Source organism: Magnetococcales bacterium (genome assembly GCA_015228815.1).
Lineage (GTDB): Bacteria > Pseudomonadota > Magnetococcia > Magnetococcales > UBA8363 > UBA8363.
Genome location: JADGCV010000013.1, coordinates 57,726 through 74,103 on the forward strand (window position 1 = coordinate 57,726; position 16,378 = coordinate 74,103).

Consider the following 16,378-nt stretch of genomic DNA (forward strand, 5'->3'; position numbering starts at 1 on the left):
GGGCTGGGTCGAGAGATCCCAGGAAAAGGGGAATGAACCATGCCGCTTTTTATCAATACCAATGTCGCTTCGCTCAACGCCCAACGCAATCTGGATCGCTCGACCAATGCCCTGGGCAAGACGTTTGCCCGCCTGGCCTCGGGTCTGAGGGTCAATTCGGCCAAGGATGATGCTGCCGGGATGGCGATTTCGCAACGGATGACGTCGCAGATCCGCGGCCTGACGCAATCGATCCGCAACGCCAATGATGGAATTTCACTGGCTCAGGTGGCGGAGGGGGCGTTGGAAGAGACCACCAATGCCTTGCAACGGATCCGGGAACTGGCGGTCCAGGCGGCCAACGGTACCAACACGGCGTTGGACCGTTCGGACCTGAACAAGGAAGTGCAACAGTTGGTCCAGGAAATTCAAAGGATCACCAACGACGTTGAATTCAACGACAAGGGTGTGTTGAATGGATCGATGGTTGGCGTTGCGTTCCAGGTGGGCAAGGACGAGGGGCAGACCATTCGGGTATCCATTGCCAGCCTGCATGTGGATGACTTGAAGTTGGGAAGTGTCACCAACGGCACGGTCGGCAAGTTTTCGGTCGGGGTATCGACGGCGGCGCGGGCTTCCAAGGCCCTGGGGCAGGTGGACAGTGCCCTGGACATCGTATCGCGGGTTCGGGCCGATCTGGGGGCCATTCAGAATCGGTTCGAGGCGGTGATTGCCAATCTTTCGAATGTGGTCGAGAACATGTCGGCGGCCCGCTCGCGCATCGTCGATGCCGACATTGCCGCCGAGACTGCGACCTTGACCCGCAACGCCATCCTGCAACAGGCGGGAACGGCGGTCCTGGCCCAGGCCAATCAGCAACCGCAGCTGGCTTTGCAACTGCTCGGATAAATTGACGCAAGTTTCGCCGGAATCATCCGATAAGTATGGTGTGGGCGATGGTTTCGGCTGGGGATGGTGGACCAGTCATGGGCAATTCGATGGGTGTGGCAGGGGAAGTGATTTGCGGGAATGGTTGCGAAGGCGAGGAATGGGGGGAGGTTTCGTCCCTGGTGGATCAGGCGAACCGGGTGTTGGGATTGATTTCCGCGCTGGTTGTGAATGTGGTGGATCCGGTGGACAAGGATGGAGTTTTGCTGGTCGAATCGGGGGATGGACGGAGTGGAAACCGTCTGGACGAAATGGCGTTGCGGGATTTGTTGGGAAAGGTTCGGGTGTTGGAGGGGATGTTGTGCGACCGGGACGTTTGATGCCGGCGTGAATCAAGGTGATGCGAGAGAGACGGTGAAAGGAAGGGTGTGCCATGGCACTGGGCAATATTACATTCGGGGGATTGGCCAGCGGACTGCCTTCCGACATGGTCGATCAGTTGATGAGTTTCGAAGAGAAACGTCTGACGTCGCTGAAGGCGGACAAGACGGCGATCACCAAGAAACAGTCGGCACTGAGTGAACTTGGATCCAAGCTGTCCGCCCTGACGAGTACCGCCACGACCCTTCAGACCGAGTCTTCCTGGTCGCCCCATACGGCGGCGAGTTCCGATTCGGACAAGGTTGCGGTCACGGCTTCTTACAAGGCGGTGGCGGGAACCCATACCCTGGAGGTGTCGCGTCTGGCGAGCAGCCAGACTTTGATGAGCGCGGCGGGGGTGACCGATTCGGAGAATACCGTCAGTGCCATCAATACCTTTTCCTTTTCCTACAATGGGGTCGCCTATACCAATGCCGACTTTGGCATTGCCGTTGGCGATACCCTGGCCGATGTCGCATCCAGGATCAGCAGTACCGATTATGGGGATGACAATGGTGTCAGTGCCAGCGTTTTGTATGATGGATCGAACTATCGTCTGGTGTTGACCGCCAAGGATCAGGGAGCGCTGTCGCGCAATTCCGATGGGACGACGAACGGTACCCGGTTGACGGGACTGACGATCGACATGACCTGGGATACCGATAGTGTCGATGATAATAACGATACGGTCTGGAATACGGCAAACACTGATGGAAATACCGTGGTCCTGTCCGCATCGGGGACGGACATGACGGATGCTTCGGCGACGACGACTGTTGCCGCTGTTGGAGACTTTAGTTTCACCTATAATCAGAATTCCTATAATCTTTCAGATTTTGGATTTGCTGTTGGTAATATTATCACCCTGGAGGACATTGCTGATGGAATCAACAGTGCCAATGTGAGCGGACTCAAGGCAAGTGTTGTCAATGATGGTTATCAGAACCGGTTGGTCATTGACGGATATACGGCCTCGCCAACGGTGTCAGGGGATACTGGCATCTTTAGTCTGACCTCCACTTTGGCGTTCAGTAATGGTTCGACCATGGATACGGTCGGTACGGGTACATTTCAATCCGACATCGGTCTCGATGCCAAGATGAAGGTCGATGGTCTGAGCAACATTTACAGCTCCAGCAATACCGTCGAGGATGTCCTGCCCGGGGTGACCATGACCCTGAAGGAGACGACTTCGTCGGCGATCACTGTCACCGTGACCGACGATACCGCGACGCTGAAAACGACCCTGAGTTCATTCACGACCGCCTTCAATGATGTCCTGGACTACATCAATCAGAACAAGACCGGATCGCTTTCGGGGGCGACGTTGGTTCGGACCATCGTGTCGCAGTTGCGCAACGAACTGAACAGTTCCACCACCAAGGATGACGCCTCCGGCGATGTGTTGAGTCCGTTTTCAATCCTGGCGGAATTGGGGCTCAGGACCGATCAGAAGACCGGCAAGATCAGTTTTGACAGCGACGAACTTGATGATGCCCTTTCGACCAACTTTAACGTTCTTTCCGATCTGTTCACCAATACCGAGACCGAGGTGGGGACGACGGGCAACGCCGGTCTGGCCTATCGGCTCGAAGACCTGCTGGACAACATCACCAACAGCACCAACGGTTCTCTGACCGGGGCCAAGGACAGTGTCGAGGCCCGTCTTGAGAGTCTGGAAAAAAGCATCGAGCGGGAGGAGAGCCGTCTGGAGAAGGTGCGCGAAATGTTGACCAAGAAGTTTTCCAATCTGGAGCAGTTGGTCAACAGCATGAACAGCCAGGGGACGGCGTTGACCTCGGCGATGGCGAAACTCTAGGGGTGGCGCGTTCTGGCATGAGTAATGCTTAATGTCTCTTGTCGTTCAATCGTGTCGATCAACCGCAACATGAAGCAGAAAGAGAGTCGAATCCATGAACACGCCAATGGTCCAGAGTCAGGACAATCCTTCGCTGAATGCCGGACTGGACATTTTGATCCAGCTGTACGAAGGGTGCATCGGGTTCTTGAATCAAGCCTCGGAAGCGTGTGAGAATGGACGGGTCGATGATTTCAAGGACCGTTTGTACCGGGGCCAGAGGATCATCGAGCATTTCCAGAACACTCTGGATTATGAACAGGGTGGGCAAGTCCCCAACCAGCTCAACGATCTGTACAATTTCATGCTCGACAATCTGACCCAGTCGGGTTTGACGCACGAGACCGACTATATCGATCAGGTGGTGGAGCAGTTGGAAATTCTGCTGGATGGATGGCGCGGTGCCCGGCCTTTGGTTCTCTCCTGATTTTCGAGGCCAACCTCCATGTCGTATGGTCTGAAACGGTACAAGACATCGCAAGCCAATACCGCATCGCGGGAGGATCTTTTGATTCTTCTGTACGAGGGGGCGATCCGGTTTCTGGAGCGTTCCATCAAGGAGAAGGAGGCCAAGCGGTTGAGTGAGCACAAAATGTTTCTCCGCCGCGGGCTGGCGATTGTTTCGGAGCTTCAGGCGACCCTTGATTTCGAGAAGGGGGGGGACTTGGCGATCCAGTTGTTCGAATTGTACGGCTACATGTTGGATCGTTTGACCGAGGCCAACATCAAGCAGGATATGGAGCAGATTCGCATTGTGATCAAGAATCTTGGCACCCTTCTCGAAGGATGGCGGGAGGCGGTCAAGCAGGTTCAGGGGCAGGCGGCGGTGACGGCGGCTGCGGCCCCGGTTCGGCGTTTGGCGGGTGGGGCCTACTGATGACACCGGAACGGATCATTTCCCGGCTTGAGGATCTATTCAAGCGTCTGGAACGCCCCGAGACTCTGGACGCGGCGGCGCTTGAGGAACTCAACAACGACTGGCTGACCGCGACGCGGCGGTTGGACGCCCTGCCGGAAGAAGAGATGAAACGGGCGGGGGCGTTCGATCCTTTTCTCAAGGTGCGGCTGGAACTTCTGGTCGAGCGCTTGCCGCGGATCAGGGAGGGGTTGATTTCCTGCAAGGGGGAGGTGAGTCAGCAACTCATGGCGCAGAATCGACGGCTGCAATCGGCCCGTCGCGGGTATGGTCGCAAGGAGAGTGGCTTGGTGCTGGTCCGGTACCAGGCTTGAGGTCCTTCGGGCCGCATCATCACGATGAAGAAATAATGAACAACCCCTCTTGAATGGGGCGAAACGTTTCCTATCTTTTCGGGTATGGTGGGCGCCGACACCGATCCTAAAGATAAAATGGACGTTTTTCCCGAAAGAGGAGGTTTCCATGTCTACCATCGTCAATTATGATCCGTTCCGCAATTTTCGTACCCTGCAACACGAGATCAATCGTCTGTTCGATCGTGATCTGGAGGACACCACCGGTCAGATGACGCAATGGCCGATACGGGTGGACATTCGCGAGGATGAGAACCAGATTATCCTCAAGGCGGATGTCCCTGGGATGGAGCAGAAGGACATCAAGGTCAATGTCGATAATGGTCGTCTGACCATTTCGGGGGAACGCAAGTTCGACGACGAGATGCACAAGGAGAGCTACCAGAGGGTCGAACGTCTTTTTGGCCGCTTCAGCCGCACGTTTCAACTGACCAACACCACCGATATTTCCCGGATTGGCGCATCGTATCGCAACGGTGTTCTTGAAGTGACGCTGCCCAAACTGGAGGAGGCCAAACCGCGGACCATTCAGGTGCAGGTGCATTGAGGAAAGGTAGAGGTATCGATCGGGCCGGGAAGGGGGGGGGGAACCCTTCCCGGCAGTGTTTGGTACGACTCCCAGCCCCTTTTTTTTCAATGATTGAACCCGGACGTTTGGCCGTTACGAATCTCTCAGACCGCCAAGGCAATCCGGCCACCAGTAGATGGTTTCCCTGTCTTTCTGAACCAGCCCCGCCACCGGGCCATCCTGGGAAATGACGAAAGCGATGGCCCCCGGACAGTGGCCGATGAAATTGACCGCCGAGGTGTGCCGCGCCCCGAGCCGGGACAGATCCATCCGCACCGACGGAAAAAACCGCTCCTCCACCCATGAGACGATCCCCCCCTTCCAGGGTTTGGCGGTGATCATGGCGCCGAAGGTCAACGCCGAAAGACGGTCCGAAAGAAACAACGCCCCATCCACCCGGGTCAACCGGGAAAGAAGGTCGGCATAGCCCATCAATTCCCGTTTCAGACGAAGGCGTACCATCTCCTGGCGATGCCAATCCTTCGTTTCCTGATTGAACTCGCTCCACTCTTCCATCTCACGGAAGGTTTCAAGAAGCTGGGCCCCATCCGGGGCGCCCGCCAGGGCAAAACGTGGTTCCGCCCCATGCCAGGCGCATTCCACCGTTCCTTGCGGCAACCAAATGATGGTACCGCCATTCTTCTTGGCCGCGGTCGCCAGCAACAGGCGGTCGATGAACGCCCGGTAGACATGCCAATATCCCATGCCGAACCGGTGATAGCCGGAATGATTCTGCACCTCCCGCAACAGATTCCAGGCCAGAGGACTGTCGGTGAACGGTGGCGGCGTCGGCTCCGAAAAGAAACCGGAATCAAATCCGCCAATGACATCGTTCCCCTTGAATACCTGGAGACACCCCACCTTGCGCACCATCACCGTGAGCATGTTTTTCGGTGACCGGTTGAAACTGTGGGCGTCGAATCGATGATGGGAGGCGCAATTGAAATAAATGGCCCCCTGGATTTCCAATTCGCCCGGGTCTCTCCTGGAGGCGACCAGAGCCAACGTTGTCGTCACCGGATCGAAAGAGCGTGCCAATGCCACCAGGGCATCGACCTGAAACGGGATGGGATGCTCGAAGATCAAGGACATGGCATTGCATTCTTCGGTGCGCACATCGACCCCGTTCGGCGGCAACAATGAAACGCTCAGTTCGATGCCAATCTCCTCCTTGCGTTGCAGACTCGCCTGAAACACCACCTCCAGAATTCGCCCGACATGGATCGGATCGGGGACAAATGCCGCCGGATCCGCCGGTTCACGCCACAACGCCACCAGTTTCTCGATCACATAAGGATTGAACATCCCTTTGGATGTCTGCCGCCGGACCGCCAGGTCCAGTTCGTCCCGCGCCTGTTGCAGCGCCAGTTCCCCCTTCTTGCGATCGATGATCCCCGCCAGAGTGCTGGAAATGGCCAGCAGAAAATCCTCCTCGACCCCCTCCCGCCGATGCCCCGCCGGCACATAGGTATTGATCACCCCCAGCAATCGTTGACCCGACATGATCGGAATGCAGTAGTGACCATGGTCCTTCATCTCTTCGTAACTGACATCGTGCTGTTCATCGATGTGGGGCACGAAAACAACCTTCCTGAGACGCGCCGCCCGACCACACAGACAATATCCCAGAGGAACGCTGGCGCATCGATGATTCTGCATCTCGGAAAACCCGCGACTTGCGATCATTTCCAGTTTTTCCGACCGCTCCTCCATGAGAAAAACTGCCCCCTTTCCCAACAATGCCAACCCGGGAATGGAAAGCATCAGTTCGAGCATTTGTTCCAATTGTTGCTTCAGAGAAAGGGGCTCCAAGGCGATCCGTAAGGCTTTCTGGATGATTTTTTGCAGTTTTTCGTAATAGGCGAGCCTTTTTTCCAGATCGCACATGACTCCATCCCCCTTTTGAGTTCATTCCGAATGGTTGTCCCGGATGCCCTACCCGCGAAAATCACAAGTCATCTCGATATAAAATAAATTTCATACATATATTTTTTGTATAATAATGGAAAAACAGCTTTTCCTTGCGATTTACACGCGCCACAAAGCCAAAACCCTGGTGAACAACGTCACGCACACCCGATGGAGCAACAATGACTGAAACAGAGGATAACACACCGAAAAGGAAAAAATCTCTTGGAATCGACAATCGGCTACGGTAAAGGTCATCTTCCGACCCGGGTGACAGGGCAATCCGGGAATTTTCGGTTCCAGAGTTCCAGATTGAACAGGTGGACAGTGAATCCTTTTTTCCAGCCCTCAGGCGGACCACTCAGGCAACCTTCATGATGCTGCAACAGAGCAACCGACAAATTGGAACAATGGGCCGGTTCCAGGCCAGTCATGCCAATAAGAATCAGGTAGCGCATGGGCTTTTTTTCCGGAATTCCCCGGTCCAGTCCAAGATAGATCAGGCTATCGATAAATTTTGGAAACAGTTCGGCATGGATCAAAGAGCCGGAATCCATTTTTTCCCGAAAATTCCGCAACTGCCCGTCCCTGTGTTGCTCAGGAATTCTGTTGTGTTCGGGATCCTTCACTTCAATCAGCCAAAACGCATCATCCCATTCCACCACGAAATCGACCGATTTCAGCAAGTGGCTCATCCCATGCCCATGGCCATGACGGTCAAGTGATCGAACCGACGTGGCTTTGGAAAAATCAAAGCGAAGATCACCTTCGATCCAATCTTCGTTGTTGGGGGGGGCCATCAATGTCCCCCTTTGAAGGCTTGTTCCATTTCTTGATCGTAGAGCCGCAAATATTCTTCGGCGATCTTGTTGGGGGTGATGGTCGCATAGCTGGAGCATGAATGGGCTGTAACGCCCTGACCGGAATCATCGAAGGCAAAATAGGTCACCAGGGTTTGTTGTTTTTGCAGATCGAGTTCCTTCAAAAAAGCAAAATTGTGGGTGGCCAGGAATACCTGGACGCCCCGGTTGGCCAGCATGATGAGAATGTTGACAACGTGCTGCATCAAGGATGGGTTCAGATTGGCCTCCGGTTCATCCCAGAACAGGGTGGTTTCCACCAACAGGGAACCGTTGTGAATCAGTTGCCAGAGCAACGCCAGCTTGCGATAACCTTCCGCGACCAGGTGCATTTCCAGGTTGGCATTCTCATGGTTTCTCAGGAAAAAAACGTCGCCTTCCGTCACGACCTGGCCACCGATCAGTTGCCGGATCTTTTCCAGGATGTCCCCGCTTTCTTCGGAGGGCCTTCCCTTTCTTACAGGAAGATAGGCCAATTTTAAAATATCGTAGTAGACCTCATCGAAGGCCATCTCGTATTTGTCATAGAGAGAAATGAACCCTGGCGCAAACGAAAGGACTTCCTTGACGGGAATATAAATTGGCAGTTCATCAAGGAACGGGGAAGAGGGGGTCTGGGTCAACCTGCCAGACCCACTGTGCCAATGGGCGTGTATGTTTTTTTTGTCTGTTTCTACCGTGATGTCCGTGGCTGTCCTTCCACGTCGGCGTCGGCAAAGACGGCGAAAATCGTTATCACGAGGACGAAAGACAGTTCCCAGTTTTTCAGCCAATGGACTCCTGTTGGGAACATAACAATCCTGAAGACAATAAAGCAGTTTCAACAGATGCGTTTTCCCGGTGCCGTTGGCTCCGACAAACACATTGATTCCTTTGGAAAATTCAATATCCAACGCTTCGAAAACGGTAAAATTGGACAAGGTCAATCGGGTAAACATCATGCCACTCCTCCGTCTCCCGTGACGACATTTCAGACCGGAAATCCGCCCCCGCGCTGGATCGGTTTTTCATTCATCGAACCATCCGTCTACCCCGTTCCCTGCCCGAGCGTCTCGAAATCGACCTGATACCGCGACGCATTCTCGGGCGGATTGATGAACAGGAATTGAAAAGGCAGCTCCTTGTCGGGAGTCAAACGCTCCACCTTCACCTTTTTCGTATCCCCCTGCAATCGAATCATCGTCCGCAACGATTCCTCGGTACTTTCATCCAAGAGTTTTTCTTCCACCACCCGCCCCGGAACCACCGAATAGGATGATAATTCATTGTTCTCCTGATCCAGAAGGGTGATACGTACCCGTGGCACTTCCTGGGTGATCCGGTCGGTATTCGCAAGCCGCCCCCCAACCACGAGAACCCTGCCAAAGGAATGGAGACGCCATTCCCCCTTCAACTCGGTCAAACGAAAGTCACTGCCAAGGTCATATCGTTTGAACTCCCACCAATCGCCGGGAACGAAGATCCCCGCCGCCAGCGTCAGTCCAAGAACAACCGAAATCATCCATCCAAGAAGCGCCGAAGGAAGCGTCAGGGTCCACCGCGAAGGTTTTTCCTCCTCCTCTTCTTCTTCCCGGTCCTCCAGGGATTCATCCTGCAACGCCGGCATTTTCTCTTTCCATTCCATTCGAGGTTCCCGATCATGTTCTTCTTCTGGCCCGTCATCCTCCTCCCGAAGTTCCTCTTCTTCTTGGATCCGCTCTTCTTCCCGATACTCTTCCTCTTCCCGAGACGCCTCTTGGGCAACTTCCTCTTCCTGAAACTCCTCCAGGAGAACTTCCTCTTCCTGAACCTCCTCCAGGAGAACTTCCTCTTCCTGAAACTCTTCCCGAGGAACCGCCTCCTCCCGAGATTCCTTCAGGAAAATCTCCTCCTCCTGAAACTCTTCCAAAGGGGCATTTTCTTCATGGGAAACATCGTCTGCCGGATTGACGTTGCCGGACTCCGCGTCCGAGGCGTCCTCTTCTTCACCGGTCTCTTCCCCGTCGCGGAGCGATTCCCGATCCTGATCCTCCTCCGCGGCATCGTCCTTGGCGACCGGTGATGGTTGTTCCGCATCTTCCTCGGCGATTTCTTCCTCCGGCGGCAATTGGGATTCCCCGACCCTTTCATCCAGGGAGGATTCTCCGCTTTGACCCATCAGTCTCGGCGCAAGCACCGTATCGGCTTCATCGTCACCTTCCGCCCCTTCGGGACCTGGGAAACCATTTTCGGGCAACGACTCTGGAAAATCATTATCCAAACCGATCAGGGGTTGCCCCGGTATTGTTTCTTCAACCGGAGGTTGTTCTTCCCGCGATGGCGCTTTCTGAAAGAAAACCTCGCGGCAATTGGAACATCGCAGCTTCCGTCCATCCGGAAGCAACATGGCTTCGTCCACTTCGAAACGGGCCGAGCAATGAGTACATGTAACGTTCACCTTGGAATTCACTCCCTCATGGATGCCATGCAACGATCCGGCATCCCGGTTGCCGGTTGGGGCGAAAACCCACGCGATCCATTGGCTGCCAGATGCAATTTATGGACCGTAAGTCAGCTTTTCATTGTTATTCAACCGATTGTCCCATTCCTCATTCGATCCATGACCGTTCTTGTGGTACGGCCCGAGACACGTTAACATGAACGGTCAGGGAAATAAAAACATCGATTCTTCATCCACACTCCGATCAGGCCTCCATGGTTCGTTTCCACAATGTCAGCATGCGTTATCCGACCGGATATGAAGCCCTCAAGGGGGTCAGTTTCCGGGCGCCTCCGGGTTCGTTTCATTTTATCACCGGCCCATCGGGGGCGGGAAAAACTTCCATACTGAAACTGATCTATCGGGGAGAACTGGCCTCGGAAGGGGCGGTTGTCGTCCAGGGACGCAATGTCGAACAGATGACCGCCGCGCAACTGCCCGCCCTGCGCCGTTCGATCGGGGTCATCTTCCAGGATTACAAACTGCTCTACGACCGTTCGGTCTTCGACAATGTCGCCCTGGCGATGGAGGTGGCGGGTCATGATCCCGAACGGATTCCGGGGCAGGTGCAGCGAACCCTGGAGGCGGTCGGACTCAGCCAACGGATCCATCACAACCCCATTGCCCTTTCGGGGGGGGAACAACAAAGGGTCGCCATCGCCCGGGCGACGGTCAACCGTCCGCCTCTGGTCATCGCCGACGAACCCACGGGAAACCTCGACCGGGAGATGGGACGCAAGATCATGGGCCTGTTCCATACGCTGCACCAGCAGGGAACCACCATTCTCCTGGTCACCCACGACCTGGACCTGGCGAACGAACTGGGCCATCCCCAGATCGCCATGGTGGATGGCTGCCTTGCCGAAGTTCCCGAATCGGCCCGACCGCCCCGACCGTGAACCCGCGATCACAAGGAATCCCGCTCATGAATCTTCCACTAGAAAGTTTCACGCCACCGCAACGTCGGGAACCGGGCAGTCGCAAGGGGCTGTTTCCCGTTTTCCGCCCGCGTCACCGTTCCGGCAACAGTCGCAAGGGACGTCCGGGTGTGCCAAGAGCGATCGAATCCACCTCCCATGTCCGGAATTTTCATCTACGTTCCTTTTTGCGGGCCTTGAACCGTTTTCGCCATGGATCGCTGTCCCATTGGACCACGACCATCATCATCGCCCTGTCCCTGACGATTCACGGTTGTTTTTTGCTTCTCCTGACCAATGCCGATGCGGCGTTATCCCGATGGAAGGGGGACAACCGGGTCACCCTGTTTCTGGAAAAAGGGGTATCCGTCAGTCAATTGACACAAATTGGCGAACAGTTGCAGAAAAAAGAGGAAATCCAACATTTGACGCTCGTCACCCCCGAGGCGGCGCTTCAACGGATGAAATCGCTGATCGGCGGCGAAGCGGAATTCCTGGGTACACTGACCGACAACCCTCTGCCCCATTCCTTCGAGTTCGAGGTTCCGGACCACAATTCGGAGCATACCGTTGCCCTGGTTCGGGAAATCGGTTCCTGGCCCGGAGTCGAGGCGGTTTCCCACGATCAGGAATGGACGCGAAAACTTGTCGCCATGGTTGAATTCATCCGCATCATCGGCATTGGTCTGCTGGTTTTGTTGCTTTCCGCCGTCGCGCTGATCATCTCCAACACCATCAAACTGACCATCATCGCCCGCCGCGATGAAATCGAGGTCATGCGTTTCATGGGGGCGACCGACATGTTCATCAAGGTCCCGTTCATTCACGAAGGGGTGATTCAGGGAGTTTTCGGCGCCCTGGGGGCACTGGCGCTTATTTTCATCCTGTACCAGGGCGCCGGCAAGGGGGTGCTGCAACTGGCCGCCGCGTTCGACGTCCATCCCATCCTCCATTTCCTTACCCTGCCCCAGGGATTGTTCCTGTTTTGCCTGGGGATCGGTCTGGGTTTGATCGGCGCCCTCATTTCCCTGTCGCGGTTTCTCGAAATTTGATAGGGTAGCCTGGAGAAAATGGTAAAAGAAAAAAGGGGTCTTAAGGGATTGCCCCCAGGGTTTTGACTTTGATTTTCTACCCGAAGGAACACAAATCATCATGTCTGCCATCTTGTCCGCAACGAACAACATTCCCAGTGATCTGCGTTATACCCGTGAACATGAATGGGTCCGGCAGGAAGAGACCACGCTTGTCGTCGGCATCACCGCCTTTGCCGCCAGCCAGTTGGGAGATGTCGTGTTCGTCGAGCTGCCCCCTCCAGACACCCGGGTCACTGCCGGACAACCTTTTGGCGTGGTCGAGTCGGTCAAGTCGGTTTCCGACCTTTTCGCCCCGGTGAGCGGAACCGTGACCCGGACCAACGCCAGTCTGACCGACGCGCCCGAAACCGTCAACGACGATCCCTACGGCAAGGGTTGGATGATCGGTATCAGACCCGATGACCCCAGCGAACTGGAAAGCCTGCTCGATGCCCAAGGATATCAGTCGCTCCTGGGGCAGAAGGATTGATTGGGATACGTCTCTCCTGACACTCCGATCCGACAGTCCTGGTTTATTCGGTATCGTTGTCCGTCCCGGCGACCTGATCGAGCCGACGCCGGAACCATTGACGCGGATCGGCCAGGCGATGGCACTCTTCTTTTTCGGCCTGGAGGGCGATGTTGCGCCAAAACGCCTGCCGTGTCAGGGGATCGGGAAGGCGATGGGCAACCTCGGAACGCATCTGTCCGAACAATGCGACCAGCCCCTGCCAACCGGGTTCCAGCCAGCGATCGATACGCTCCTTGATCAGGCGCGACAATGCCGGAGAGGCCCCTTCCGTCCCCACCGCCACGGTCAGCGCACCGCGCCGCACCACGGCAGGGACCAGAAAATCGGATACCCCGGGATCATCGGCGGAGTTGCACAAAACCCCCAGCCGCCGGCAGATTCGGGCGATTTCCTGGTTCATCGGCGCCGACCCGGTCGCGGCAAAGACCAGAAGGGGCCGGTCCACCCGATCAAGGCACCCTTCCTGAAACTCCGTTTTCCGGACATCGAGCCGCCCCTGCCCTTCCCAGGCGATGATGTCTGGAGAAACCTCCGGGGCCATGACGTGCAATCTGGCCCCCGTGTCCAGAAGACCCCGGATCTTGCGGGTCGCCACCGTCCCGCCGCCGATCACCCAGACCCATCGTTCCCTCAAGATCAGTTCCACCATGTAGTGATGCATGTGATTCAAGCCGCTCCTGGAGGCCATTGAGACATGAATGAATTCAAAGACAAGATCATCATTCGCGGCGCCCGCGAACACAATCTGAAAAACATCGATCTGGAACTGCCGCGCAATGCCCTGACGGTGATCACCGGGGTTTCGGGATCGGGCAAATCGTCGCTTGCCTTCGATACCCTCTCCGCCGAAGGGCAACGTCGTTATGTCGATTCCCTGTCTGCCTATGCACGGCAATTTCTGTCGCTTCAGGGGAAACCCGACTGCGACGGCATCGAGGGCCTGTCCCCCTCGATCGCCATCGAACAGAAGAGCACCAGCAAGAATCCCCGTTCCACCGTCGGCACCGTCACCGAGGTTCACGACTATCTGCGTTTGCTTTACGCCCGGATCGGCAAACCCCACTGTCATGGTTGCGGCAAGCCGATCGAGAGCCAGACGGTGAGCCAGATGGTCGATACCCTCATGGCGCTGCCGGAGAATTCCCGCCTGTTGATCATGGCCCCCATTGCCCTGGGTCGCAAGGGGGAGTTCAAGAAGGAACTGGCCGCCCTGGTACGCCATGGTTTTACCCGTGTGGTCATCGACGGCGAGACGATCGAAATCGAGGAAGCGGCGGACCTCAACAAAAAGGTCAAGCATACCATCGCCGCCCTCATCGACCGCATCGTTGTCAAACCGGGGATCGAAAGCCGTCTGGCCGACTCTCTGGAAACAACCCTGTCGCTGCCACAAACGCTGTCCATGAAATCGATTCCCGGCGGGTTGGCCCAGGTTCATGTCCTGGGCGATCCCCCCACCGAAATGCTCTTTTCCGAACGCCATGCCTGCCCCGACTGCGGCATTTCCTATCCGGAAATCGAACCGCGTCTTTTTTCCTTCAACAATCCCTTTGGCGCCTGTCCGCAATGTACCGGCCTTGGGACCCGGGAATATTTCGATCCGGCCCTCATTGTTCCCATCGCCACTCTGTCCATCGATCAGGGGGCCATCGCCCCCTGGGCCAAGCCGACTGCCCATATCGCCCGGCAAAATCTGCTGGCGGTTGCCAAACACTACGGCATCGACATTGACACCCCCTGGGAAAACCTTCCGGAGGAACACCAGGAGATCATCCTGCATGGTTCGGACAGCGAGCGGATCCGTTTCCGTTATCGCGGCCCTTCGGGAAGTTTCACCACCACCCGCCCCTGGGAAGGGGTTGTCAACAACCTTGAACGGCGTTACCTGGAAACCGATTCGGATGACATTCGCGAGGAACTGGGACAATACCGCAATGCCTCGCCGTGTCCCGGGTGTCTCGGAAGAAGGCTCAGGATCGAGGCGCTGTCGGTACGGACGGGGGGGCACAACATTGCCGAACTCTCGGCCCTGCCACTGGATCGGACCCGAGACATTCTTGCCACCCTCCCCATGACGCCCAGGGAGGCGACCATTGCCCAACGCATTCTCAAGGAGATCAACGAACGGCTTCATTTTCTGATCGCCGTCGGGCTTGATTATCTGACGTTGGACCGGGCGGCGGCCACTCTTTCGGGGGGTGAAAGTCAGCGCATCCGCCTGGCCAACCAGATTGGTTCCGGTCTGACCGGAGTGCTCTACATACTCGATGAACCGAGCATTGGCCTGCATCAACGGGACAATCAACGTCTGTTGGCGACGCTGCACCGTCTGCGCGATCTGGGCAACACCGTGGTCGTGGTCGAACATGACGAAGAGGCGATCCGCTCGGCCGATCATATCGTGGACATGGGGCCAGGGGCCGGAGAACATGGTGGACGGATCGTGGCCACCGGCACACCGGCACGGATCATCGCCAACCCGGACTCGTTGACCGGGCAATATCTGTCGGGAACGCGCCACATTCCGCGCCCCCAAACCCGCCGCCGCCCCGACCCCGAACGAAAAATCACCCTGAAAAATGTCACCACCCACAATCTCAAGGGGATCACCAGCGAAATCCCCCTTTCCCTGTTGACCTGCGTCACCGGGGTTTCCGGATCGGGAAAATCAAGCCTGATCCTTGATACCCTCTACCCCGCCTTGCAGCAACGACTTCACCGCACCCAGATGCCGGGGGGCGATTACGAAGCGATCGACGGACTCGAATGGCTCGACAAGGTGATCCATATCGACCAGTCTCCGATCGGGCGGACCCCCCGTTCCAATCCCGCCACCTACATCGGACTGTTCACTCCGATCCGCGAACTCTTTGCCCAGGTTCCCGAGGCGCGTTCCCGTGGTTATAAATCGGGCCGTTTCAGCTTCAACGTCAAGGGAGGGCGCTGCGAGGCCTGCGCCGGCGAAGGGCTGGTCAAGATTGAAATGCATTTTCTCCCCGACATTTTCGTCGAATGCGATGTGTGCAACGGCAGTCGCTACAATCGGGAGACCCTGGAGATTCTCTACAAGGGCCAATCGATTCATGGCGTGCTCAACATGACCGTGGAAGAGGGGCTTGTGTTCTTCAAGGCGATCCCGACCATCCATCACAAACTGGCGACCCTCATGGATGTCGGGCTTTCCTATATTCGCCTGGGGCAATCGGCGACGACCCTTTCGGGGGGCGAGGCGCAACGGGTCAAGATTGCCCGGGAACTGGCCAAGAAAGCGACCGGAAAAACCCTGTACATTCTCGACGAACCGACGACCGGTCTTCATTTCGAGGATATTCGCAAGCTCCTCGAAGTGTTGCAACGACTGGTGATGACGGGAAACACCGTCGTCGTCATCGAACATAACCTGGACGTCATCAAGACCGCCGACTGGATCATCGATCTTGGACCCGAGGGGGGAAGCCGTGGCGGACAGGTGTTGATGACCGGAACGCCCGAAGCCTGCGCCGCGCATCCCGATTCATGGACGGGACGTTTTCTCAAACCCCTGCTCCAAGTCCTCTGAACCACGGCCATCCGAAACCATGATCGTTTTTGTCCATATTGCCCTTGACTTTCGATGAAGTGATTCTAATAATCATTGTCACATCACGA

The 16,378-nt window shown here is 56.2% G+C and carries 16 protein-coding genes; 11 read left to right on the plus strand and 5 right to left on the minus strand.

Going from position 1 to position 16,378, the window contains the following annotated elements:
- The first annotated feature begins 39 nt into the window (after window positions 1–39).
- From HQL76_07475 to HQL76_07505, 7 genes are all read left to right on the plus strand, one after another.
- Window positions 40–888 (plus strand): flagellin FliC, encoded by an 849-nt coding sequence (locus HQL76_07475; GenBank protein MBF0108996.1) that lies wholly within the window; start codon window positions 40–42, stop codon window positions 886–888.
- 77 nt (window positions 889–965) lie between these two features.
- The gene (locus HQL76_07480; protein MBF0108997.1) at window positions 966–1,247 is read left to right on the plus strand and encodes a hypothetical protein; all 282 of its coding nucleotides are present in this window, start codon (window positions 966–968) and stop codon (window positions 1,245–1,247) included.
- Between the two features lie 53 nt (window positions 1,248–1,300).
- The gene (fliD, locus tag HQL76_07485) at window positions 1,301–3,106 is read left to right on the plus strand and encodes a flagellar filament capping protein FliD (protein ID MBF0108998.1); all 1,806 of its coding nucleotides are present in this window, start codon (window positions 1,301–1,303) and stop codon (window positions 3,104–3,106) included.
- A gap of 94 nt (window positions 3,107–3,200) precedes the next feature.
- Window positions 3,201–3,572, plus strand: a complete 372-nt coding sequence (gene fliS, locus HQL76_07490) for a flagellar export chaperone FliS (GenBank protein ID MBF0108999.1) — start codon at window positions 3,201–3,203, stop codon at window positions 3,570–3,572.
- A gap of 18 nt (window positions 3,573–3,590) precedes the next feature.
- Complete coding sequence (gene fliS, locus HQL76_07495; protein ID MBF0109000.1) at window positions 3,591–4,022, plus strand: flagellar export chaperone FliS; 432 nt, start codon at window positions 3,591–3,593, stop codon at window positions 4,020–4,022.
- Complete coding sequence (locus tag HQL76_07500) at window positions 4,022–4,375, plus strand: hypothetical protein (GenBank protein ID MBF0109001.1); 354 nt, start codon at window positions 4,022–4,024, stop codon at window positions 4,373–4,375. Before fliS (HQL76_07495) ends, HQL76_07500 begins: the two co-directional genes overlap by 1 nt.
- A gap of 148 nt (window positions 4,376–4,523) precedes the next feature.
- Window positions 4,524–4,961, plus strand: a complete 438-nt coding sequence (locus HQL76_07505; protein MBF0109002.1) for an Hsp20/alpha crystallin family protein — start codon at window positions 4,524–4,526, stop codon at window positions 4,959–4,961.
- A gap of 114 nt (window positions 4,962–5,075) precedes the next feature.
- Here the strand turns inward: HQL76_07505 and HQL76_07510 are convergent, their stop codons facing one another.
- From HQL76_07510 to HQL76_07525, 4 genes are all read right to left on the minus strand, one after another.
- Entirely contained in the window at window positions 5,076–6,869 is a 1,794-nt protein-coding gene (locus HQL76_07510; GenBank protein ID MBF0109003.1) for a GAF domain-containing protein, read from the minus strand.
- A 275-nt stretch (window positions 6,870–7,144) separates the two neighbouring features.
- Entirely contained in the window at window positions 7,145–7,690 is a 546-nt protein-coding gene (locus HQL76_07515; GenBank protein ID MBF0109004.1) for a hypothetical protein, read from the minus strand.
- The gene (locus HQL76_07520; protein ID MBF0109005.1) at window positions 7,690–8,688 is read right to left on the minus strand and encodes an AAA family ATPase; all 999 of its coding nucleotides are present in this window, start codon (window positions 8,686–8,688) and stop codon (window positions 7,690–7,692) included. The genes HQL76_07515 and HQL76_07520 overlap by 1 nt, the downstream gene beginning before the upstream one ends.
- Window positions 8,689–8,777: 89 nt before the next feature.
- A complete protein-coding gene (locus tag HQL76_07525) occupies window positions 8,778–10,166 on the minus strand; it encodes a zinc-ribbon domain-containing protein (protein ID MBF0109006.1) in 1,389 nt (462 codons plus the stop codon).
- A gap of 257 nt (window positions 10,167–10,423) precedes the next feature.
- On the opposite strand from HQL76_07525, the gene ftsE reads away from it, so the two are divergent.
- The 3 genes from ftsE to gcvH all read left to right on the plus strand — a co-directional run bounded on the left by ftsE (window position 10,424) and on the right by gcvH (window position 12,688).
- Window positions 10,424–11,107, plus strand: coding sequence for a cell division ATP-binding protein FtsE (gene ftsE / locus HQL76_07530; GenBank protein MBF0109007.1), 684 nt, complete (start codon window positions 10,424–10,426; stop codon window positions 11,105–11,107).
- Window positions 11,108–11,133: 26 nt separating this feature from the next.
- Window positions 11,134–12,177 (plus strand): ABC transporter permease, encoded by a 1,044-nt coding sequence (locus tag HQL76_07535; GenBank protein MBF0109008.1) that lies wholly within the window; start codon window positions 11,134–11,136, stop codon window positions 12,175–12,177.
- Window positions 12,178–12,277: 100 nt separating this feature from the next.
- Window positions 12,278–12,688: a glycine cleavage system protein GcvH gene (gene gcvH, locus HQL76_07540; protein MBF0109009.1), complete on the plus strand. Its 411-nt coding sequence runs from the start codon at window positions 12,278–12,280 to the stop codon at window positions 12,686–12,688.
- Window positions 12,689–12,731: 43 nt separating this feature from the next.
- Here the strand turns inward: gcvH and HQL76_07545 are convergent, their stop codons facing one another.
- Window positions 12,732–13,391, minus strand: a complete 660-nt coding sequence (locus tag HQL76_07545; protein MBF0109010.1) for a bifunctional precorrin-2 dehydrogenase/sirohydrochlorin ferrochelatase — start codon at window positions 13,389–13,391, stop codon at window positions 12,732–12,734.
- A 33-nt stretch (window positions 13,392–13,424) separates the two neighbouring features.
- Between HQL76_07545 and uvrA the strand changes: the two genes are divergently transcribed.
- Complete coding sequence (gene uvrA / locus HQL76_07550) at window positions 13,425–16,289, plus strand: excinuclease ABC subunit UvrA (GenBank protein MBF0109011.1); 2,865 nt, start codon at window positions 13,425–13,427, stop codon at window positions 16,287–16,289.
- Window positions 16,290–16,378 lie beyond the last annotated feature (89 nt).